Source organism: Microbacterium sp. NPDC090225, from assembly GCF_044772365.1.
Lineage (GTDB): Bacteria > Actinomycetota > Actinomycetes > Actinomycetales > Microbacteriaceae > Microbacterium.
This window is the reverse complement of sequence record NZ_JBIVYS010000001.1, coordinates 1272796-1294674: the sequence shown is the minus strand read 5'-3', so window position 1 is coordinate 1294674 and position 21879 is coordinate 1272796. Positions and strand designations below refer to the sequence as shown.

The window sequence follows — 21879 nt, the reverse complement described above, 5'->3', positions numbered from 1 at the left end:
GTGTCTCGACTCCTCAGCGCGCGGCGGGGAGGCGGAACGGCTCGGCGGCTCGCGCCGACTCGTCGAGCGCGAGATCCGCGAGCGTCGCCCCGATCCCGGTCGCGAACTTGAAGCCATGGCCGGAGAAGCCCGCACCGACGACGATCCGCCCGCGTCGATCGAGCACGAAGGCGCCGTCGTCGGTCGACGTGTAGGTGCAGCTGATCGGCACCGCGCTCGCCGCATCGAGTCCGGGCATCCACTCGCGCACGTACGCCGCGAGAGCGTCGAGATGCGTGGGGACGTGCGGGCGGGCGTCGGGGTCGACCTCGTCGCCCACGCGGTGGAAGCCGACCTTCACACCCTCCCCGGGGGTGGGCATGCCGTAGACGGTCGCCGGGTACATGACCGGATCGACGTAGTGGTTGAACGACGGCCAGGCGGCGTCATCGTTCGGAAGGAAGTGCGCAGGCGTTTCCTCGGTGACCCTGAGCCGGGGGAGTCCGAGCCCTCCCGCGAGTGTCGTGCTCCAGGCGCCGACGGTGATCACGACGGTCTCGGCGCGAAGGCGCGAGCCGTCGGCGAGGACGATGTCGACACCGTCGTCGCCGTCGTCGCGGTCGTCGATCGACGCGACCGGTGTGTTCCAGCGCACGTCCCCGCCGGCGGCGAGGATGCGACGCTCGAACTCGACCAGGGCGTCGGATGCCCGGACCACGCCGGCGTCGTCGGACCACAGCACATCGCCGTCGAAGTGCATGCCGGACCAGCGGCGGTGCGCCTCGCCCGCCGACAGCACCTCGGCGGGGATCCCGCGCGCGGCCAGGCGCTCGTGGATCCGCCGGAGGTCGATATCACCGTGCGTGACGAGGCCGTGCAGCCGCAACAGGGGAGCGCCGCCGACATCGCCGAGGGCGTCCCATCCCTCTCGCGCACGCACGAGGAGGTCGAGGTAGTGCTCCTCGTCGTAGGCGTTGTTGAAGTTGCGCGTGGCTCCGTGCGAGGCCCCCTCGCGGTGGCCGCGGGCGAACCGCTCCAGCACGACGGGGCGCTTCCCCCGTCGTGCGAGTTCCCAGGCGGTGGCGAGTCCCATGACCCCGCCGCCCACCACGACGACCTCTGCGGCATCCGCTCCCATGCATCCTCCCGATGTCGCTCCCAGTCTCCCAGCCATCGACCGGCTCCGCGCCCGGGTAGTCTGGAGTGGTGACCATGGAGATCGAGCTCGGCCGAGGAAAGCGCGCGCGTCGCGCGTACACGTTCGATGACATCGCGGTGGTGCCCTCGCGGCGCACGCGCAACCCGGAGGACGTGTCCACCGCCTGGACGATCGACGCGTTCGGTTTCGGCATCCCCGTGCTGGGTGCGCCGATGGATTCCGTGGTGAGCCCGCAGACGGCGATCATGCTCGGGCAGCTGGGCGGCCTCGGCGTGCTCGACCTCGAGGGCCTGTGGACCCGGTACGAGAACCCCGAGCCGCTGCTCGCCGAGATCGCCGGCCTCAGCGACTCCCAGGCGACCGTGCGCATGCAGCAGCTGTACTCCGAGCCGATCAAGCCCGCGCTCATCACGCAGCGCCTCGCCGAGATCCGCGAGGCGGGCGTCACCGTCGCCGGCTCCCTCACCCCGCAGCGCACCCAGGAGTTCTACGACACGGTCGCCGCGGCCGGTGTCGACCTGTTCGTGATCCGCGGCACCACGGTGTCGGCCGAGCACGTCTCGAGCGACATCGAGCCCCTCAACCTCAAGAAGTTCATCTACGACCTCGACGTGCCCGTGATCGTGGGCGGCGCGGCCACCTACACGGCCGCCCTGCACCTCATGCGCACGGGCGCCGCCGGTGTGCTCGTCGGCTTCGGCGGGGGAGCGGCGTCGACCACGCGCGCGACCCTCGGCATCCACGCTCCGATGGCGACCGCCGTCTCCGACGTCGCCGCGGCGCGTCGCGACTACCTCGACGAGTCGGGCGGACGCTACGTGCACGTCATCGCCGATGGCGGCGTCGGCACCTCGGGCGACATCGTGAAGGCGCTGGCGATGGGGGCGGACGCCGTCATGCTCGGCGTCGCACTGGCCCGCGCCACCGATGCGCCCGGTCACGGCTACCACTGGGGCCCCGAGGCCCACCACCCGAAGCTGCCGCGCGGTCGTCGCGTGCAGGTCGGAGGGATCGGCACGCTCGAGGAGATCCTGTACGGCCCCGCTCCCGTGGCCGACGGCACCGCGAACCTCATCGGCGCGTTGCGCAAGTCCATGGCGACCACCGGATACTCCGACCTCAAGGAGTTCCAGCGGGTCGAGGTCGTCCTCGCCCCGTACGAAGCCTGATCGACCGCTCCGCCACCATGTCGTCCGCTCCGCTGTTCCCGCCGACCCTCCGTGAGGTGATGCTGCGCGGGCGCTGGATCGGCATGCTGCTGTTCTGCCTGTTGGTGGCCGGCGTGTTCGCCTGGCTCGGCCAGTGGCAGCTCGAACGGGCGATCGAGACGGACCCGCCCGAGCCGGGGGCGACCGAACAGGTGCAGCAGCTCGACGAGGTCGTGGTACCGGGGCAGTACCTTCCCGAGCCGCTCGTCGGCCAGCGGGTCGAGACCTCGGGCACCTGGGTGCCCGGCGACTTCCTCGTCGTCTCGCAGCGGTACAACGACGGCGTCGAGGGCTACTGGGTGACCGGTCAGCTGCGCGTCGCCGAGCGCACCTCGATCGCCGTCGCGATCGGATGGGCACCCGACCGCGAGAGCGCGGACGCCGCGATCGACGAGCTGAACGGCGACGACGGCGGAACCGTCGAGATCGCCGGTCGCATCATCTCCGACGAGGGGCCGGTCCCGCCGCCGCACGACCAGCCCGACCGGATGAACCGGATGTCGACGGCCGCGCTCCTCAGCGTCTGGCACGACACCGACCAGCTCGACGTGTACCGGCCGTATCTCGCCGCGACCGAGGCATCCGCCGGGCTCGTCGACATCGACTCTCCCGCGCCGAACGAGATGTCGCCGGTCAACTGGCTCAACGTCTTCTACGCCGCCGAGTGGGCGATCTTCGCGGGCTTCGCGTTCTACCTCTGGTACCGCCTGGCGAAGGACGCGTGGGAGCGCGAGGTCGAGGAATTCGAGGACGCCGCAGCGGCGTCCGCCTGATCGCCACCCTCGCCGCGCGGGGCTGCGTGTCGCCGGTGAGCACTCGGTGACCAAACGGCGAACACCATTGAGGATGTCGGACCCTCTCCGTAGGGTCGAAGACATGCGCGCGTCCGGACACACGCTTCGGGCGCTCGCACGACAGGCCCCACAAGGGCCCGACGTCACCGAAATCCACAATGTCGAGGAGACCGTTCGCATGTCAGCCCCCCACGACGACGCCCGCACGGGAGTCGATTCGTCAGAATTCCGGAAGCGGGGGCGCACCGGCGCTCTCGCTCTGACCACCGCCGTCGCGTTGACCTTCGGGTCGCTCGCCGCGGCCCCCGCCTTCGCCGAGGAGCCCGTCGATGCCCCCGCATCGTCGAGCACCGAGACGGAGGCTCCGGCGACCCCCGCGCCGGACGACACCGCATCCCCCGCACCGGAGGAGACCCCGTCGACGCCGCCCGCCACCGAGGACGAGGCCGACGACGCGGCGGAAGCGCCCGCGCCCGAAGAGGCTCCGGCTACCCCCGCGGAAGACGCAGCGGCCGCCAGTACGCCGGCCACGCACACGATCGCCGAGGTGCAGGGCACCGGTGACGTCTCTCCCGTGAACGGCCAGACCGTCACGGTCGAGGGCATCGTCACCGCGGACTACCGCACCGGTGGCTACAAGGGCATCGTGATCCAGACGCAGGGCTCCGGCGGTGCCGAGCACGCGACGCCCGGTGCCTCCGACGGTGTGTTCGTCTTCCTGAACGCGCTCGCCCCTACGCTCGAGATCGGCGACCTCGTCTCGGTCACGGGCCGCGTGAGCGAGTACTTCGGCCAGACCCAGATCTCGCCCACGGCTCTCGCGGGTGTCGAGGTCGTCACGGCCGATGCCGGTCTGCCCGAGGTGACCCCTCTTCCCGACACCGTCGTGGGCGCCGACCGCGAGCAGTACGAGAACATGCTCGTCGCCCCTGCCGGCACCTACCGTCTCGCGTCGAGCCACCAGCTCTACAACTTCGGCACCCTGTGGCTGAACGCCGGTGAGGACCTCAACGTCAAGAGCACCGAGACGACGCGTCCGGGTGACGACGCCGCCGCGATCGCGGCCGCCAACCGGGCGAACCGCATCCTGCTCGACGATGCGTGGTCTCTGCAGGTCAACAACAACAACCACCCGGGTCAGCAGCCGTACTTCACGACCGACCAGGTCGTGCGCACCGGCGACGTCGTCGACTTCAGCGACGCCGGCTACATCCTGCAGTGGGGCTTCGATGACTGGCGGCTGCAGCCGACCGTGCCGATCGACGACTCCTCTCCCGCCGAGCTCAAGGTCGGCTTCGAGCAGACCAACCCGCGCCCCGAGACCGCTCCGGACGTGGGCGGTGACGTGCAGGTCGGGTCGTTCAACGTCTTCAACTACTTCACGACGCTGAAGAGCGAGAACTCCGACGCGCGCGGCGCGGCGAATGCGGAGCAATTCGCGATCCAGAAGTCCAAGATCGTCGCGGCGATCAACGGACTCGATGCCGACATCGTCTCGCTCATGGAGATCGAGAACTCGGTCAAGCTCGGCAAGCCGATCGACACGGCGCTCGCCGACCTGGTCGACGGGCTCAACGACGCGGCGGGCAGTGAGGTGTGGGCGTTCGTGCCGACGCCCGAGGCCCTGAACGACGCGGCGACGACCGACTACATCACCAACGCCATCATCTACAAGAAGGATGCCGTCTCACCGGTCGGCGACAGTGCGACCGTGACCGACGAGTCGGTGTGGGGCAACGCCCGTGAGCCGATCGCGCAGGCGTTCGACATCGACGGACGGGTCGTGACGGTCGTCGCGAACCACCTCAAGTCGAAGTCCCCGCCCACCGGCGCCGGTGCGGAGCCGGCCGACGGCCAGGGATTCTTCAACGCCGACCGCGTGGCGCAGGCCGAGGCGATCCTCGACTTCGCCGGCGACCTCGAGGAGTCGACCGGGAGTAGCGACCTGCTGCTGATCGGCGACTTCAACGCCTACGGCAAGGAAGACCCGATCGACGTGTTCACGTCGGCGGGCTGGAGCGATCTCGTCGCCGACAAGACCGACGGACAGTACACGTACTCGTTCGACGGTGAGCTCGGTTCGCTCGACCACGTGATCGCGTCGCCGTCGCTGGCCTCCTCGATCACCGGAGCGGGCGTCTGGGGCATCAACTCGCCCGAGTGGAGCGACCGCGGCTACGCGTTCGGCGCCACCGAGGCGGGTACGCCCTACCGCTCGAGCGACCACGACCCGATCCTGGTCGGCGTCTCCTCGGAGATCCCGCCGGTGAGCATCGACGTCGTCACGGTGAACGACTTCCACGGACGCATCGAGGCCGACGGCGCCGCCGCCGGTGCCGCGGTGCTCGCGGGAGCCGTGCAGCAGTTCCGCTCCGAGAACCCGAACACGATCTTCGCGGGAGCGGGAGACCTGATCGGTGCATCGACGTTCACCTCCTTCATCAACGACGACAACCCCACGATCGACGCGCTCAACGCGGCCGGTCTCGACGTGAGCTCGGCGGGTAACCACGAGTTCGACCAGGGCTGGGAGGATCTGCGCGATCGTGTGCAGGATCGCGCGGACTGGGAGTACATCGCGTCGAACGTGTTCGTGACCGAGACCGGCGAGCCCGCTCTGGCACCCGCCTGGGTCAAGGAGCTCGACGGCGTCAAGGTCGGCTTCATCGGAGCCGTCACCGAAGACCTCGACTCGCTGGTCTCCCCGGAGGGGATCGCCGACCTCGAGGTGCGCAGCATCGCCGACTCCGTGAACGCGGTGGCCGACGATCTGCGCGACGGCGACGAGTCCAACGGCGAGGCCGACGTCATCATCCTGCTCGTGCACGAGGGCGCCGAGAGCACCGATGTCGCGGCGGTCACGCCCGACTCTCCGCTCGGCGAGATCGTGTACGGCGTGGACGGCGACGTCGATGCGATCGTCTCGGCGCACACCCACCTCGCGTACAACCACGTCATCGACGGCCGCCCGGTCGTCTCGGCGGGGCAGTACGGCGAGAACCTGGGGCTGATGAACATCCAGGTCGACCCGACCACGAAGGACCTGATCTCGATCGCCAACGAGATCAAGCCGCTCACCGCCAACGGACAGCCGCTCTACCCGGCCGTGCCCGAGGTCGCCGAGATCGTCGCGAAGGCGAAGGCCGAGGCCGACGTGCTCGGTGCGGTCGAGGTCGGACAGATCACGGCGGACTTCAACCGGGCGCGTCAGGCGAACGGTGCGGAGAACCGCGGTGGCGAGTCGACGATCGGCAACTTCGTCGCCGACGTGCAGAAGTGGTCGACGGATGCCGACATCGCCCTCATGAACCCGGGCGGTCTGCGCGCGAACCTCGCGTACGCGTCGAGCGGGGCATCCGATCCTGACGGCAACGTCACTTACCGAGAGGCGGCGAACGTGCAACCGTTCGCCAACACGCTCGTGACGCTCACCCTGACGGGGGAGCAGCTCAAGGGCGTGCTCGAGGAGCAGTGGCAGCCTGCGGGAGCGGCGCGTCCGTTCCTGAAGCTCGGCGTCTCAGAGGGACTCGTCTACACGTACGACCCCACCGCGGCGCAGGGCTCGCGGATCACCTCGATCACGCTCGATGGAACTCCGATCGACCCGGCGGCCGAGTACACCGTCGCAGCGAACTCGTTCCTCGCGGCGGGCGGCGATAACTTCGTCACCTTCCGGGAGGGCACGGGCAAGCGCGACACCGGCAAGATCGACCTGCAGTCGATGGTCGACTGGTTCGACGCGAACGGCACTGCGACGCCCGATCAGGCGCAGCGCGCCGTCGGCGTCACGGTCAGCCCGGCGGATGCCGACGGCTACAGCGCGGGCGATCAGGTGACCGTCGCGCTGTCGTCGCTCGCGTTCAGCGCGGGTGAGCCGGCGCCGGGCGAGGTGACGCTCTCACTGGGCGACACCCAGCTCGCCGCGGGTGCGGTCGACCCGGCGATCGTCGACACGACCGACGAGGCCGGGCGGGCGACGCTCACCTTCACGGTTCCCGCGGGAGTGACGGGCGAGCAGTCGCTCACCGTGTCGGTCCCCTCGACGGGTACGACGGTGCAGGTGCCGTTCACGATCACGGGTGAGGCGGAGTTCGCCGGCACGATCGACCTGGGCTCCTCGAAGGTGACGGCAGGCAAGAAGCTGCAGATCACCGGTGAGGGATACGAGCCGGGCGAGACCGTGACCGTGCAGCTGCGACCGAAGAAGGGCACGACGATCGAGGTCGGCACGATTCAGGTCGCGGGCGACGGCTCCTTCGACGGCTCGGTGACGGTTCCGAAGAACACGAAGGCCGGGGACTACACGGTCGCAGTGTCGCAGGCGGACGGAGACGAGGCCACGGCATCCGTCACCGTCAAGAAGGCGAGCACGATCGGCGGGATCATCGGCGGCATCATCGATTGGATCCTCGACCTGATCGGCGGATGGTGGTGACTCCACCCCGCTGATCGAGGCGGAGGCCGCCGGGAGTGATCCCGGCGGCCTCCGTCGTCGTCAGGTCGCCGTCAGGGGACGAGCACCTGCACATCGGCCTGCGCGAGTGCTGCGGCGATGCGCGGGGTCGGCGGGGCATCCGTGATCAGGTAGTCGGCGCGCTCGAGCTGCGCGATCTGCGCGAAGAACCGGCGCCCGATCTTCGAGGAGTCCGCCAGGATCGCCGTGCGCTCGGCGCGCTGCATCATCTCGGACATCATCGCGGCGTCGCCGAGGTTGGAGGCCGAGTACCCGCCCTCGTCGACCGCCCCGACGCCGATCAGTGCGAGGTCGCAGCGGATGTCGACCTCGGGTCCTCCGGGTGTCATCGTGAACGTCACGGGGCCGGTCGTCGCCTGGGTGATCGATCGCACGGCGCCGCCGAACACGTACAGATCGCGGAACGCGGTGGGCGCGATCTCGGCCGGTATGCGCAGATTGTTCGTCGCGATCGTCAGGTCCTGGTGGTTGCGGAGTGCGCGGGCGACCGCCAACGTCGTCGTCCCGGCGTTCAGCATCACCACCGAGCCGTCTTCGATGAGTCCGGCGGCGATACGGGCGATGCGCTCCTTCTCCTCCGTCTGCACGCGCATGCGCACGTCGAGGGCGCGGTCCTTGAGCGGTCCGGTCGCGGAGCTCACGGCGCCGCCGTGGGTGCGCACGAGTACACCCTCGCGGTCGAGTTGATCGAGATCGCGGCGGATCGTGTCGATCGAGACGCCGAAGTGCTCGGCGAGATCGCCGACCGTGACCTGTCCCGTCTGCTCGACGTAACTCGCGAGATCGGCCTTCCTTCCCGCGGGGAGGCGACGACGATGTGCCGGTGCGGATGCTTCCATGCAGACATCTCTAGCACATGAAAGCGTCGAACACCGCAGACTCGTGCAGAAAACGGCATATCGATTGCGCGCCTGTTTTCTGGGGAAAGGAGGCCCAGATCGCAGAAATCTGTAACGACATCTTCAGATTTACCCTTGACGTCTCAGCAAATGCGGGCATAACATGGCTCAAAACCGCATGAACAAGCATTGAAGCGCGTGATGCGGCACGATCTCGAAGAGGAGAAGTGATGAGCACAGTGCGACTGGGGCAGCGACGCACCCGGAACTTCGTCGGAGCCGCTGCGGCGGCCGTGACCCTTCTGGCGGTGGCGGGCTGCGCGCCCAGCACCGGCGGCGACAGCGGTGGCGACGGCGGCGACGTGACGATCGAGTTCGCCCAGTGGTGGGAGCCGGAACTGCCCGACGGCGAGTTCCGCGCCCTCATCGACGAGTTCGAGGCGGCGAACCCCGGGATCACGGTCGATCTCGTGAGCGGTCCGTACGCTTCCACCAAGGAGCAGCTGTTCGCGGGCGCCGCGTCCGGCACCATGCCCGATGTCGTCGGTCTCGACGGCGCGTGGGTCAACGACTTCGCCTCGCAGGGCGTCGTCGCAGACCTCAGCGCGCTGATGGAGGAGTACGACTACGACGACAGCGAGCTCGCGAGCCAGATCCAGGTCGACGGCAGCACGTACATGATTCCGGTCGTCAACTTCGTGTATCCGATGTTCACGAACGACGCGCTCCTCGCCGAGGCCGGTGTCGACGCTCCGCCCGCCACCCGCAGCGAGTTCGCGGATGCCGCGGAGAAGGTGTCCGCCCTCGGCGGCGACGTCTCCGGGTGGGTCCTCCCGCTCTCGCTCGAAGCGCCGAACGGTGTGCAGAACGACGTCATGTCGTGGGTCTGGGCATCCGGCGGCTCGATGCTGAAGGACGGGCAGCCCGATCTCACCAACGACGACGTGACCTCCGCGGTCGAGTACATCGGCGAGCTGTGGGACGCGGGCGTGATCGCCTCCGGTTCGTTCACGATGAAGGAGCAGGACAAGGTCGAGGAGTTCACCAACGGCCGGGCCGGGATGATGATCGACTCTCTCGCGCACATCAACCTCATCCGCGAGACGAACCCCGACCTCGAGTTCTCGATCTCGGCGATCCCCGCCGAAGACGGATACGAGGGCGAACGCGGCATCCCCTACGCCTCGTGGGGCATCGGCGTGGCCGAGAACTCCGAGCACAAGGAGGCGGCGTTCAAGCTCGTCGAGTTCCTCATGAGCCAGGAGACCAACTCCACTCTGTCGACGATGGCGAAGGCGTTCCCCGGCAACTCGACCTCGGTTCCCGACTTCGTGAACGACGACGAGCTGTTCAAGCAGGCATTCGACATCTACCAGGCCGGCTACCCCGCCAACGAGTTCACCGGGCTGCCGGTGGCGGAGGAGCTCATGCGCCAGCTCGGCGAGCAGCTGCAGTCCGCTTTCGACGGGCAGCAATCGATTCCCGACGCGCTCAAGGCGGCGCAGACGTCCTGGGAAGCGGAGTTCTGAGCTCCTCGCCTCCCGCCTGAACGGGGTGCCGCATCGCCGATGATGCGGTGCGGCACCCGACCAACCTAGGAGCCTGCACCTCATGAGCCTGAGAACGACCGACGACACCGAGGTGATCGTCACCGGGGTGCCGCACTCGCGGCGCCGACGGCAACTGCGCAAGACCACCGAGTCGTACGCCTTCCTCTCTCCGACGATCATCCTGCTGTTCGTCCTGATGATCGTGCCGATCGTGATGGTGATCGGCTACTCGTTCCAGGACAACGTGATCCTGAACAAGTCGCCGGAGTTCGTGGGAATCGGCAACTACGTCGAGATCCTCTCGGACCCGCGCTTCTGGAAGGCCACCGGCAACACGATCCTGTTCACGGTCGCGAGCGTGCTGGCTCATCTGGTGCTCGGACTCGCGTTCGCGATGATGCTGAACAGCCCGCTCCTCGGCCGGGTCTCGCGCTCCCTGTTCCGGGCCCTCTACGTTCTGCCGTGGCTGTTCACGGTCGCGGTGATCGCGGTGCTGTGGCGCATGCTCCTCGCCCCGAACGGCGTGATCAACTTCCTGCTCAACACCGACATCGAATGGCTCGCCTCTCCGCAGCTGGCATTGGGCACCATCATCTTCATCAACATCTGGGCCGGATACCCGTTCTTCATGGTCAGCCTGCTCGCCGGGCTCCAGGGCGTTCCGGCGGAGCTGCACGAGGCGGCCACCGTCGACGGCGCCAGCAACGTGCAGCGCTTCTGGAACGTCACGATCCCGCAGTTGCGGCCGATCATCGTGAGCCTCGTGCTGCTCGACCTGATCTGGACCTCGCAGCAGTTCGCCCTCATCTGGATGACCACCGGCGGGGGTCCGATCGACGTCACCGAGGTGCTCAGCACCTTCACCTACAAGCTGGCCTTCGCCAAGTACGACTTCTCGCTCGCCGCCACCTCGGCCGTGCTCGTGCTGCTGATGTCGATGGTGCTCGCCGTGTTCTACGTCCGTCACCAGAAAGCGAGGGACTGATCATGGCGCTCACCGTCAAGAACCGCCGCATCGTCGCGAAGGGTTCGCTGATGATCGGACTGATCATCGGAGCCGTCTTCGCCGCCGGACCCGTGCTCTGGATGCTCTCGAGCTCGTTCAAGTCCAACACCCAGATCTTCGAGCTGCCCCCGCGGCTCGTGACCGACACGTTCTCGTTCGACGCGTACATCGCGATCTTCACGAACGCCGAGACGGTGCGGTTCTTCCTCAACAGCTACATCGTCGCGGGGTCTGTCACGATCCTCACCCTCATCGTCGCGATCCAGGCGGCCTACGCCTTCAGCCGCTTCGACTTCCGGGGCAAGCGCATCCTCAACGTGGTGATCGTGAGTGTGCAGGCCGTGCCGCCCATCACGTTGCTGATCCCGTACTTCGGCCTCATGGTCGCCCTCGGCCTCTACAACTCCTACGCCGGGCTGATCCTCACCTACATGGTGTTCACCCTGCCCTACGCGATCATCATGATGACCGGGTACTTCAACACCCTGCCGCGCGAGCTCGACGAGGCCGTCCGCGTCGACGGTGCGGGGTCGTTCACGGCGCTGTGGCGGATCCTCGTACCGATCTCGGTGCCGGGCATCGTCTCGGTGGGCATCTACACGTTCATGATCGCGTGGAACGAGTACCTGTTCGCCCTGACCCTCACGCGCACGATCGACATGCGCACGGTGCCCATCGGCATCCAGCTCCTGATGGGCCAGCACTCCTACGAGTGGAACCAGATCATGGCCATGAGCGTGCTCGGGTCGATCCCGGTGCTCATCCTCTTCCTCTTCTTCCAGCGCTACTTCATCAGCGGCCTCACGGCCGGTTCGGTGAAGAGCTGACAGCCACCCCGTCCGGGGTCCTCGACCATCACGAAAACAGGAGAAACACGTGCTCTACACCGGAAAATCCATCCTCGACGTCGCCAACGCGCACAACTTCGCGATCCCGGCGTTCAACATCAGCGACTGGGCGATGTTCAACGGAGTCATGGACATCAGCGAGGAGAAGAACGCGCCGGTGATCATCGCGATCCACCCGGACGAGGTCTCGCACATCACGACCGACCTGATCGCGGCGATGCACTCGCGGGCGCACCGCTCGAGCGTTCCCGTGGCGATCCACTGGGACCACGGCGGCAGCTACGAGCAGATGATCACGGCGATCAAGGCCGGGTTCACCTCGGTCATGATCGACGCGTCGCTGCTGCCGTTCGACGAGAACGTCGCCCTCACGCGCAAGGTCGTCGAGGCCGCGCACGCGGTGGGCATCCAGGTCGAGGGCGAGCTCGGCACGATCGGTGCGAACGACAGCTACGGCGAGTCCGGCGCTGCGGAGATCATCTACACGAACGTCGACGACGCCGTCCGCTTCGTCGAGGAGACGGGCGTCGACAGCCTCGCGATCGCGATCGGCACCTCGCACGGGCTGTATCCGGCCGAGAAGAACCCCGAGCTCCGCCACGACCTGCTCCAGGAGATCAAGGCCGCGGTCGGCATCCCGCTCGTGCTGCACGGCGGATCGGCGAACCCGGACTCCGAACTGCGCCGCGCCGTCGAGCTCGGCATCAACAAGATCAACATCTCCAGCGACATCAAGGTCTCGTACCACAACCGCATGCGCGAGATCCTCGGCACCGACGAGCGTCTGCGCGAGCCGAACGCGATCCAGCCCGAGCCGATCGCCGCCCTCAAGGCGACCGCGGCTGAGAAGATCGAACTGTTCGGTGCGGACGGCAAGGCCGACCTGTACTGACCGGCACGGATCTCGACGGGGAGGACGATCGACGGATGACGCGTGATGTGGACGGTCGGCTTGTGCTGGGGCTCGGCGGAACGGTCGACTTCGAACTGCGGTGGGATTCCGCCGTGGTCGGTCGGTTGGCTCGGGAGCATCGCATCCGGCGGCACGAGCTGACCGCCACGGCGCCGATCGTCGACGAGCGCTCGCTCCTGGTGGCCGTGCTCGCGTTCGTCGCGGCCGGCACCGGAGCCGAGCGCTTCGTCGAGTCCTCCGCCGTGATCGAGCACTTCGCCGCGCACTTCGACGTGGCGGTGACCCTCGGGGGCACGGGGGTGCGGGCGGGGCTCGTGCTCGACAGCCTCGGCATCCCGAGCGTGCAGCATCTGGTGAGCATCGACGACAACGTCCGCCGTCTGCTGCCGGAGCGCGTCTCGTACGTGTCGTCGGCCGAGCACGACACCCTCGATCCGCACCTGATCGTGCAGTACCCGGTCGGGGCGCACGTGCGACTGATCGACGGTGAGATCGTCTCCCCGAGCGCGAACCGCCTGATCTTCGCGAACGACCCGCCCAATCGTGAGATGCGGCTCGCCGACGATCTGCCGACGGCCCTGGCCCGAGCATCCGTCTTCCTCGTGTCGGGCTTCAATACGATGCAGGACCACGATCTGCTCGAGCGCCGGCTCGACGAGCTTCTCGCGGCGCTCGCGTCACTGCCCGACGACGCGCTGGTGTACTACGAGGACGCCGGGTTCTACACGCGGGCCTTCTCGCACACGGTTCGTGACCGGCTGCTCTCCCGCATCGACGTCTACGGCATGAACGAGGACGAACTGCAGGAGTATCTGGGCCGATCCGTCGACCTGCTCGATCCGACCGACGTGATCGCCGCGCTCGCCGCGATCGCCCGGCTGATCCCCGCGCCCGCCCTCGTCGTGCACTCCCGGCACTGGGCGATCGCCGTCGGATCGGATGCCGTGCGCCACCGTGCAGCGCTCGAGAGCGCGGTGCGGGTCGCGGCCACGCGCTACCGGCTCGGCGATGGATTCTCGTCATCGGATGCCGAGGAGACCGCCGGCATGGCGCGCAGCCGACGAGGCGCCGAATTGGTCGCCGCCGTCGAGCGCGTCGTACCCGGCGCGGTCGGTGTGCCGGCCTTCGCCCTCGACATCGTGGAGCCGACCACGATCGGTCTCGGCGACACGTTCGTCGGTGGATTCCTCGCCGCGCACGCCGACGGGGACGCCGCGCACGCCGACGGGGACGCCGCGCACGCCGATACGGACGCCGTGCACGCCGAAGTGAATGGAGAACCCCGATGACCCCGATCTCCCTCGCCCCGAACCGCCCGGCGGAGCGCTTCTACCGCGGTGGTGAGCGCCTCCGCGCGTTCCGCGGCGATCAGGGGTCCGCATCCCGCGAACCCGAGGACTGGGTCGGATCGGTGACGACCGTCCGCGGCGAGGAGACCCTCGGCCTCAGCACGCTGCCCGACGGGCGGCTGCTGCGCGAGGCGATCGCCGAGGATCCGATCGTCTGGCTGGGGAAGGAGCACGTCCGCCGTTGGGGTGACGACGCGCGCCTGCTCGTCAAGCTGCTCGATGCGGGGGAGCGGTTGCCGGTGCACGCGCATCCGCACGACGACTTCGCGGCCGGGCATCTCGGCCGCGCGCACGGCAAGGCCGAGGCCTGGTACATCCTCGAGGGAGGGACGGTGCACGTCGGCCTGCGGGAGGACGTGACGGCGGATGCTCTCGCCGACCTGGTCGCGCGCCAGGATGTGGCCGCGCTCCTCGGTCTGCTGCACGCGATAGAGGTCGGGCCCGGCGATGTGGTGTGGGTGCCTCCGGGGGAGCTGCACGCGATCGGCGCGGGTGTTCTCCTGCTCGAACTGCAGCAGCCCGAGGACCTCTCGATCCTGCTCGAGTGGGACGGGTTCGCGATCGACGGCCCCGCCGAGGGGCATCTGGGTCTCGGGTTCGATCTCGCCCTGACGGCGGTGAACCGCGCCGGGCGTGACCGGACACAGCTCGACGGGCTCGTACGCGCGGCACCGCGATCGGGGTCGGCGTTCCCGGCCGCCGCCGACGAGTACTTCCGCCTCGATCGGGTTCCGGTCGACGGAGAGCCCGTGGTGCTCGATCCCGGGTTCGCGATCGTCGTCGTGGTCGACGGCGAGGTCGCACTGGGTGGACAGGGGTTCCCCGCGGGGTCGACGGTGCTCGTTCCCGCCGCGGCATCCGAGCGCGCGCTGACGGGTCACGGCGAAGCGCTGGTCGCCCGGCCGCCCGCGCCGTGAGTGCGTCGCGAGCGGGTGATCCACGCCGGATCGAGCGGTCCGGCGCGCCGACTAGACTGGACGCATGCCCGAACCGAAAGTCGCCAACTTTCCGGCGATCCGCGGTGCGCTGAAGTTCTACCAGATCGCGTCGATCATCACCGGAGTCATGCTGCTCCTGCTGCTGGCCGAGATGGTGCTGAAGTACACGCCGATCCACCTCGAACTGTTCGCCGGAGGATCGGGGGGAGCGCTCTGGTTCGCGGGAGTCCTCGCCGGGCCCGACTGCCAGTGGTGGTCGCTGTTCGCCCCGATGACGAACTCCTGCGAGATGACCTCTCTCGGCGATGGGTTCAACCTGTCGACGGCGATCCTCGTCGCGCACGGCTGGTTCTACGTCGTGTACCTCTTCGCGTGCTTCCGCATGTGGAGCCTGATGCGCTGGCGCTTCCCGCGCTTCATCCTGCTCGCGCTCGGCGGCATCATCCCGCTGCTGTCGTTCTTCATGGAGGCCGTCGTGGCCCGTGAAGTCAAGACCTACCTCGCCACCCGAGAGGCCGCCGAGGTCTCCGCTCCCGCCCCGGAAGGTGCCCGTTGACCGAACAGTCCGAGACCCAGCAGCGCCCCGCGCTCGTCGTCGACTTCGGCGCGCAGTACGCGCAGCTGATCGCCCGTCGTGTGCGCGAGGCCGGCGTCTACAGCGAGATCGTGCCGCACACCGCGACCGCCGCCGAGATCGCCGCCAAGAACCCCGTCGCGATCATCCTCTCCGGAGGCCCCTCGTCGGTGTACGAAGAGGGGGCGCCGCGCCTCGACCCCGCGGTGTTCGACCTCGGCGTGCCGACGCTCGGCATCTGCTACGGCTTCCAGTACATGGCTCAGACCCTGGGCGGCGAGGTCGCGAACACCGGCCTGCGCGAGTACGGGGCGACGGATGCCGTCATCACGGGCGACGGCGGAACGCTGCTGGGTGGCCAGCCCGTCGAGCAGAACGTGTGGATGAGCCACGGCGATCAGGTCGCCCGCGCTCCCGAGGGTTTCGACGTGCTCGCGACGACGGACGCGACCAAGGTCGCGGCGTTCGCGAACGAGGACCGCGGCTTCTACGGCGTGCAGTGGCACCCGGAGGTCAAGCACTCCGACCACGGCCAGCGCGTGCTCGAGAACTTCCTGCACAAGGGGGCGGGCCTCGCCTCCGACTGGAACAGCGGCAACGTGATCGCCGAGCAGATCGAGCGCATCCGCGAGCAGGTGGGCGACGCCCGCGTCATCTCGGCGCTCTCCGGCGGCGTCGACTCCGCGGTCTCGACCGCCCTCGTGCACAAGGCGATCGGTGACCAGCTCACCGCCGTGTTCGTCGACCACGGGCTCCTCCGCAAGGGCGAGCGCGAGCAGGTCGAGAAGGACTACGTCGAGTCCACCGGCGTGCGTCTGATCACGGTCGACGCGGCGGACACGTTCCTCGGCCACCTGAAGGGTGTCACCGACCCCGAGGAGAAGCGCAAGATCATCGGGCGCGAGTTCATCCGCGCCTTCGAGAAGGTGCAGCTCGACCTCGTCGCCGAGGCGAAGGCCTCGGGCGGCGCCCCGGTCAAGTTCCTCGTGCAGGGCACGCTCTATCCCGACGTCGTCGAGTCCGGCGGCGGCGCGGGCACCGCGAACATCAAGTCGCACCACAACGTGGGCGGGCTGCCCGACGACCTCGACTTCGAGCTGATCGAGCCGCTGCGCGCGCTGTTCAAGGACGAGGTCCGGGCGATCGGGCGCGAGCTCGGCATCCCCGAGGCGATCGTCGGTCGCCAGCCGTTCCCCGGCCCCGGCCTCGGCATCCGCATCATCGGCGAGGTCACGGCCGACCGTCTGGAGATCCTCCGCGAAGCCGATGCCATCGCCCGTGAGGAGCTCACGAAGGCTGGGCTCGACCAGGAGATCTGGCAGTGCCCCGTCGTGCTCCTCGCCGACGTGCGCTCGGTGGGCGTTCAGGGCGACGGCCGCACCTACGGGCACCCGATCGTGCTGCGTCCCGTCTCGAGCGAAGACGCGATGACGGCCGACTGGACGCGTCTGCCGTACGACGTGCTCTCCAAGATCTCGAACCGCATCACCAACGGTGTTCGCGACGTCAACCGCGTCGTGCTCGACGTCACGTCGAAGCCGCCGGGGACCATCGAGTGGGAGTAGGGGAGACGATGCTCCCCGAGTCGGCGCCGGCCCTGCCGGACGCCGAGTACCTGGTGCTGTCGAGCCGGCTGATCCCCGACCTCGACGGCGGCTACACGATCGCGACGCTGTCGCGCGCCCGGCAGCTGGCCGGTGCGGGCGTGGCCGAAGGGCGCGGGCCCCAGCTGCTCACCTTCGACCCGGGAACCGCGGCCGACCACGCGCAGCATCGGGAGACGTTCGTCTCGCGCGGTGCGCTGGTCGACGCCTCCCGCCTGCGCAATCTCTTCGACGAGGCCGTCGACGACGGCGGAGGAGCGGCAGCCTGGCTGCGCTCCGTCGCCGACCACGCCCTGGTCGCGAACCCGGGGGTCGAGTACCGCACGATCGCGGATGCCGAGGGTCGGCCGTTCGTCGCGCTCCCGGTGATCCCGGGTAATCCCGACTGGCACCTGAGCGTCGAGCCGGTGCAGATCTTCGACGCGGACGGCGAGGTCGTCGGCGGCGTCGCCGGTTTCGGCGGACTGTACCGCTCCTGGCTGTCGCACCTGGCCGCGGGCCTCGGAGACCGCCCGATCGTCGTCATCTGCGAATCGCGCCAGCTCGGCGAGCTCATCGTGGGGTGGCGGGACCCGCGCGTGCGCATCCTCCACACGATCCACACCATCCACCTCGAGGCGCCCTACACGGCGGATGCCCCGACGAATGCGCTGTGGACTCGCTGGTTCGCCCTCTCCGACCGCTTCGACGCCGTGATCTGGCCGACGGCCACGCAGCGCGACGACGTCGTGGCCCGCTTCGGTGCGGCCGCGCGGAACGAGACCGTGCCGAATCCGATCGCCGCCGTCGCGCGCCGCGACGATCTGCGGGAGCCGGGACTGGTCGTGGTGCTCGGACGCCTGGCGCCGGGCAAGCGCGTCGATCAGGCCATCCGCGCGTTCCTCGCGGCCGACGTGCCCGACACTCGTCTCGAGGTCTGGGGCGGGGGACCGGAGCAGGAGCGACTGGCCGCGCTCATCGCGGAGCTCGGTGCGGGCGACCGTGTCGTGCTCGCCGGGTACACCGATGACCCGGGGCGCGTGCTCGACCGGGCCTCGGTCGTCCTCACCGCCACCGCCTTCGAGGGGCAGCCGCTGTCGATCGTCGAGGCGCTGCTGCACGGAGCGCCGGTCGTGTCGTACGACGTGCGATACGGCATCCGCGATGTTCTCGGCACGGGCGGAGGAGTGCTCGCTCCGAGCGGCGACGTCGAGGCGTTGGCAGCCGCCCTGCGCGGGGTGCTGGCCGACCCCGCTCTGCTCGCGCGGCTGAGTGCCGAGGCCCCGGAGGTGGCCGCGGCGTGGAGCCCCGAGAAGTCGCTGAACGCGCTCACCGCCGTGATCGATGCCGCCGTGCGTCGGCCGCCGCGCCGCTGAGCGCGCCCGTTCGAGAACGCTCGCGAGAAGAAATATCGGAGAATTCCGGATCGTGTGTCGATCCGACGCATTCCCGTTCGACGTCTTTGATGAGAGGGTCGAGACACGATCCCATCGATCAAGGAGAACACCATGAAGTACATGCTCATCATGCGCGCGACCGACGAGGCCGTCGAGGCGTACAAGGAGATCCCCTTCGAGCAGGTCATCGAGGCGATGGGGAAGTACAACGAGTCCATGATCAAAGCCGGCGTGCTGGCCGCGGGCGAGGGACTCACCGATGCCGCGGAGGGCTTCGTCGTCGACTTCAGCGCCGAGACCCCGCTCATCACCGACGGCCCCTACGGCGAGACCAAGGAGCTGTTCAACGGCTTCTGGATCCTCGAGGTGTCGAGCCGTGAGGAGGCCGCCGAGTGGGCGAGCCGTGCACCGCTCGGACCCGGGTCGTTCCTCGAGGTGCGCCGGGTGACCGACGCCTCCGATTTCCCCGCCGACAACGAGTGGATCGAGAAGGAAGCCGGCTGGCGCGAGGAGCAGGCGCAGCGCGCCCAGCAGTGAGATGACTCCCTCCTCCGACGACGCGACGGTGCGTCCCCTCCCCTCGCCGGGGTCGGTGGAGCGCACCGTCGCCGCGGTCTGGCGCATCGAGTCGGCGAAGATCGTCGGCACGCTCGCCCGCATGGTCGGCGACTTCGGGTGGGCGGAGGATCTCGCCCAGGAGGCATTGCTCGATGCGCTGCGGCAGTGGCCGGTCGAGGGTGTGCCCCGCAACGGCGCCGCCTGGTTGACGGCGGTCGCGAAGCGCAAGGCGATCGACGGATGGCGGCGGCAGGAGCGCCTCGACGATCGCATCGCCGTGCTCGCCCACGATCTCGAGCGCGAGCAGGCCGAGGGTACCGATGCGGCGCCCTGGGACCCGGATGCCGTCGACGACGACGTGCTCCGGTTGATGTTCATCGCCTGCCACCCGGTGCTGTCGCGGGAAGCCCAGGTGGCGCTGACTCTGCGCGTGGTCGCCGGGCTGTCGAGCGAGGAGATCGCGCGTGCCTTCCTGGTTCCCACGGGCACCGTGCAGCAGCGCATCGTGCGGGCGAAGAAGACGCTGGCCGCAGCTGCTGTTCCCTTCGAGACGCCTCCGCGCGAGGAGCACACCGCCCGGCTCGGGGCGCTCCTCGGCGTCGTGTACCTGATCTTCAACGAGGCGCACGCGGCGAGCAGTGGACCGGAGTGGATGCGGCCCGACCTCGCCGACGAGGCGATCAGGCTGGGCCGTGTGCTGGTCGGGCTGATGCCCCGGGAGCCGGACGCCCTCGGGCTGCTCGCCCTGATGGAGCTCACCGCGGCGCGATTCCCGGCGCGGATCGACGCGCACGGCGATCCGGTGCTGCTCGGCGACCAGGACCGACGGCTGTGGGACCGCAGCCGGATCACGCGCGGCCGCGCGGCGCTGGCGCGGGCGGATGCCGTCGGCCGGGGCCGGGGCGCCTACGGGCTGCAGGCGGCGATCGCCGAATGCCACGCGCTCGCGCCGTCGATCGAGGAGACCGACTGGGATCAGATCGTCGTGCTCTACGAGGCGCTCGGGCGGCTCGCGCCGTCGCCCGTCGTCGAACTCAACCGCGCGGCGGCCGTCGCGATGGCCACGGGGCCCGCCTCGGCACTGAAGGTACTGGATCAGTTGGAGGCATCCGGAGTTCTGCGCGGCTACCACCTGCTGCCGGCGACCCGAGCCGAGATGCTGCGCCGCCTCGGACGGGAGGACGAAGCGCGCAGCGAGTTCGCGACGGCCGCCGCCCTCGCCGGGAACGACCGCGAACGCGCGCTGCTCGAGGCGAAGTCGCGCGGCGACCGGACATGACTTCGCCCCCACCGGGAGCCGGAGGGGGCGAAGCGCCGCGATCAGCGCACGGAGCGGTGATCAGGCCTTGCTGCGGCTGCCTCGACCGACGATGAGGCCGTAGATCAGCAGCACGATGATCGATCCGCCGATGGCGAGGAGCCACGTGCCGAGATCCCAGAACTCGGTGAGCGGGCGGTTGAGGATCAGCGAGCCGAGCCACCCGCCGAGCAGGGCGCCGACGACACCCAGCAGGAGCGTGATGAACCATCCACCGCCCTGCTTGCCGGGAAGGATCAGTTTCGCGATGGCCCCGGCGATGAGACCGAGAAGTAGAAAGCCGAGAAAGCTCATGGTGACCTCCTGTATGCAGACGGGGTTCGTCTGGTCGTGACGATTCTGCGCTCTCAGGAAGCTTTCAGGAAACCCCTTGCGCTGGCGAGCGGAACATGACAAGAGGCCCGCCTCCGAAGGGAGACGGGCCTCTCGACCGACAGGCGTCGGATGTCAGTTGTTGCCGCGGACGATCGCGATGATGCGCAGGATCTCGACGTACAGCCAGACGACCGTGACCATGATGCCGAAGGCACCGAGCCAGCCGTAGACGCGGGGAGCACCGTTGCGCACACCCTGCTGGATCTGGTCGAAGTCGAGCACGAGCGAGTACGCGGCCATGATGACGACGAGCACACCGATGATCAGGCCGAGCGGGATGCCCATGATCTCAGCGCTGTAGAGGCCGAAGGCCTGGCTCGGGGGCAGGACGCCCGTCCACATGAGCACGAGGTTGAGCAGCGAGAAGACGAGGTAGCCGACCATCGCGACCATGAAGATCTTGGTGGCCTTCTTCGACGCGCGGATCTTGCCGCTGGCGAAGAGCGCGAGGGTCACACCGACGACCGAGATCGTGGCGAGAGTCGCCTGCAGCACGATGCCCGGGTAGAGCACCTCGAAGAACGCCGAGATGCCACCGATGAACAGACCCTCGAGGGCCGCGTAGGCGAAGATCAGCGCCGGACGCACCTTCTTGCGCGAGGTGAAGGTGATGACCATCGCCAGGACGAAGCCGCCGAGCGCGCCGATCATCCACGGCACGAGCGAGACGGTCGAGAACGAGTTGATGTCGGTGCCGCCGAGCGTCCACACCCAGCCGATGGCAGCGGTGACGAGGAGGATGCCGAACAGGCCGGCCGTCTTCCAGACGGTGTCCTCGACGGACATGCGGTCGGTCTCGATCGAGCCCGCCGGGGGAGCCGCGTACATGCCCTCGAGCTGCGCGTTGGCCGCGGCGTCGACGGTGGCGTGCTGGAACGATGCGGCCTGGGCACCCTGAGCACCCTGCGGTGCGCCGGGGTAGGTCGCGACATTGCGCGGATCCTGCTGCTTGAAAGCAGGGTTGTTGAATGCGAAGTTGCTCATGGTGGGCCTCACTCCAGAAGGGTGTCGTAGGTC

18 protein-coding genes are annotated in these 21879 nt (G+C 68.8%); 14 read left to right on the top strand and 4 right to left on the bottom strand.

Features of this window, described 5'->3' with window-relative positions:
* Positions 1 to 13: 13 nt before the first annotated feature.
* Positions 14 to 1153 carry an FAD-dependent oxidoreductase gene (locus ACIQTT_RS06220; RefSeq protein ID WP_402787504.1) on the bottom strand — a complete coding sequence of 380 codons (1140 nt, stop codon included), beginning with the start codon at positions 1151 to 1153 and terminating at the stop codon, positions 14 to 16.
* A 38-nt stretch (positions 1154 to 1191) separates the two neighbouring features.
* Between ACIQTT_RS06220 and ACIQTT_RS06215 the strand changes: the two genes are divergently transcribed.
* The 3 genes from ACIQTT_RS06215 (at position 1192) to ACIQTT_RS06205 (ending at position 7575) form a co-directional block, all read left to right on the top strand.
* Positions 1192 to 2307, top strand: a complete 1116-nt coding sequence (locus tag ACIQTT_RS06215) for a GuaB3 family IMP dehydrogenase-related protein (RefSeq protein ID WP_247624720.1) — start codon at positions 1192 to 1194, stop codon at positions 2305 to 2307.
* Between the two features lie 17 nt (positions 2308 to 2324).
* Positions 2325 to 3119: an SURF1 family protein gene (locus ACIQTT_RS06210; protein WP_402787501.1), complete on the top strand. Its 795-nt coding sequence runs from the start codon at positions 2325 to 2327 to the stop codon at positions 3117 to 3119.
* Positions 3120 to 3318: 199 nt separating this feature from the next.
* Entirely contained in the window at positions 3319 to 7575 is a 4257-nt protein-coding gene (locus ACIQTT_RS06205) for an ExeM/NucH family extracellular endonuclease (RefSeq protein WP_402787498.1), read from the top strand.
* Positions 7576 to 7646: 71 nt separating this feature from the next.
* Here the strand turns inward: ACIQTT_RS06205 and ACIQTT_RS06200 are convergent, their stop codons facing one another.
* On the bottom strand, positions 7647 to 8453 hold the full coding sequence (locus ACIQTT_RS06200; RefSeq protein ID WP_402787495.1) for a DeoR/GlpR family DNA-binding transcription regulator: 807 nt from the start codon (positions 8451 to 8453) through the stop codon (positions 7647 to 7649).
* Between the two features lie 230 nt (positions 8454 to 8683).
* On the opposite strand from ACIQTT_RS06200, the gene ACIQTT_RS06195 reads away from it, so the two are divergent.
* The 11 genes from ACIQTT_RS06195 (at position 8684) to ACIQTT_RS06145 (ending at position 20448) form a co-directional block, all read left to right on the top strand.
* Positions 8684 to 9982 carry an ABC transporter substrate-binding protein gene (locus ACIQTT_RS06195; RefSeq protein WP_402787493.1) on the top strand — a complete coding sequence of 433 codons (1299 nt, stop codon included), beginning with the start codon at positions 8684 to 8686 and terminating at the stop codon, positions 9980 to 9982.
* An 82-nt stretch (positions 9983 to 10064) separates the two neighbouring features.
* Entirely contained in the window at positions 10065 to 10988 is a 924-nt protein-coding gene (locus tag ACIQTT_RS06190) for a carbohydrate ABC transporter permease (RefSeq protein ID WP_402787491.1), read from the top strand.
* A 2-nt stretch (positions 10989 to 10990) separates the two neighbouring features.
* Complete coding sequence (locus tag ACIQTT_RS06185; protein WP_402787488.1) at positions 10991 to 11836, top strand: carbohydrate ABC transporter permease; 846 nt, start codon at positions 10991 to 10993, stop codon at positions 11834 to 11836.
* Between the two features lie 49 nt (positions 11837 to 11885).
* Positions 11886 to 12749: a ketose-bisphosphate aldolase gene (locus tag ACIQTT_RS06180; protein WP_247623160.1), complete on the top strand. Its 864-nt coding sequence runs from the start codon at positions 11886 to 11888 to the stop codon at positions 12747 to 12749.
* Positions 12750 to 12784: 35 nt separating this feature from the next.
* A complete protein-coding gene (locus ACIQTT_RS06175; RefSeq protein ID WP_402787485.1) occupies positions 12785 to 14059 on the top strand; it encodes an ADP-dependent glucokinase/phosphofructokinase in 1275 nt (424 codons plus the stop codon).
* Positions 14056 to 15036, top strand: a complete 981-nt coding sequence (locus ACIQTT_RS06170; protein WP_402787482.1) for a class I mannose-6-phosphate isomerase — start codon at positions 14056 to 14058, stop codon at positions 15034 to 15036. The genes ACIQTT_RS06175 and ACIQTT_RS06170 overlap by 4 nt, the downstream gene beginning before the upstream one ends.
* A gap of 64 nt (positions 15037 to 15100) precedes the next feature.
* A complete protein-coding gene (locus ACIQTT_RS06165; protein WP_402787479.1) occupies positions 15101 to 15613 on the top strand; it encodes a DUF3817 domain-containing protein in 513 nt (170 codons plus the stop codon).
* Positions 15610 to 17196, top strand: coding sequence for a glutamine-hydrolyzing GMP synthase (gene guaA, locus ACIQTT_RS06160; protein ID WP_247623156.1), 1587 nt, complete (start codon positions 15610 to 15612; stop codon positions 17194 to 17196). The genes ACIQTT_RS06165 and guaA overlap by 4 nt, the downstream gene beginning before the upstream one ends.
* A gap of 8 nt (positions 17197 to 17204) precedes the next feature.
* The gene (locus ACIQTT_RS06155) at positions 17205 to 18590 is read left to right on the top strand and encodes a glycosyltransferase (protein WP_402787477.1); all 1386 of its coding nucleotides are present in this window, start codon (positions 17205 to 17207) and stop codon (positions 18588 to 18590) included.
* Positions 18591 to 18722: 132 nt separating this feature from the next.
* Complete coding sequence (locus tag ACIQTT_RS06150) at positions 18723 to 19148, top strand: YciI family protein (RefSeq protein WP_402787474.1); 426 nt, start codon at positions 18723 to 18725, stop codon at positions 19146 to 19148.
* 1 nt (position 19149) lies between these two features.
* Positions 19150 to 20448 carry an RNA polymerase sigma factor gene (locus tag ACIQTT_RS06145; RefSeq protein ID WP_402787472.1) on the top strand — a complete coding sequence of 433 codons (1299 nt, stop codon included), beginning with the start codon at positions 19150 to 19152 and terminating at the stop codon, positions 20446 to 20448.
* A 60-nt stretch (positions 20449 to 20508) separates the two neighbouring features.
* On the opposite strand, the gene ACIQTT_RS06140 is transcribed toward ACIQTT_RS06145, so the two are convergent.
* Positions 20509 to 20781 (bottom strand): GlsB/YeaQ/YmgE family stress response membrane protein, encoded by a 273-nt coding sequence (locus tag ACIQTT_RS06140; protein ID WP_247623152.1) that lies wholly within the window; start codon positions 20779 to 20781, stop codon positions 20509 to 20511.
* 153 nt (positions 20782 to 20934) lie between these two features.
* Positions 20935 to 21846, bottom strand: a complete 912-nt coding sequence (locus ACIQTT_RS06135) for a Bax inhibitor-1/YccA family protein (RefSeq protein ID WP_402787469.1) — start codon at positions 21844 to 21846, stop codon at positions 20935 to 20937.
* Positions 21847 to 21879: the final 33 nt, after the last annotated feature.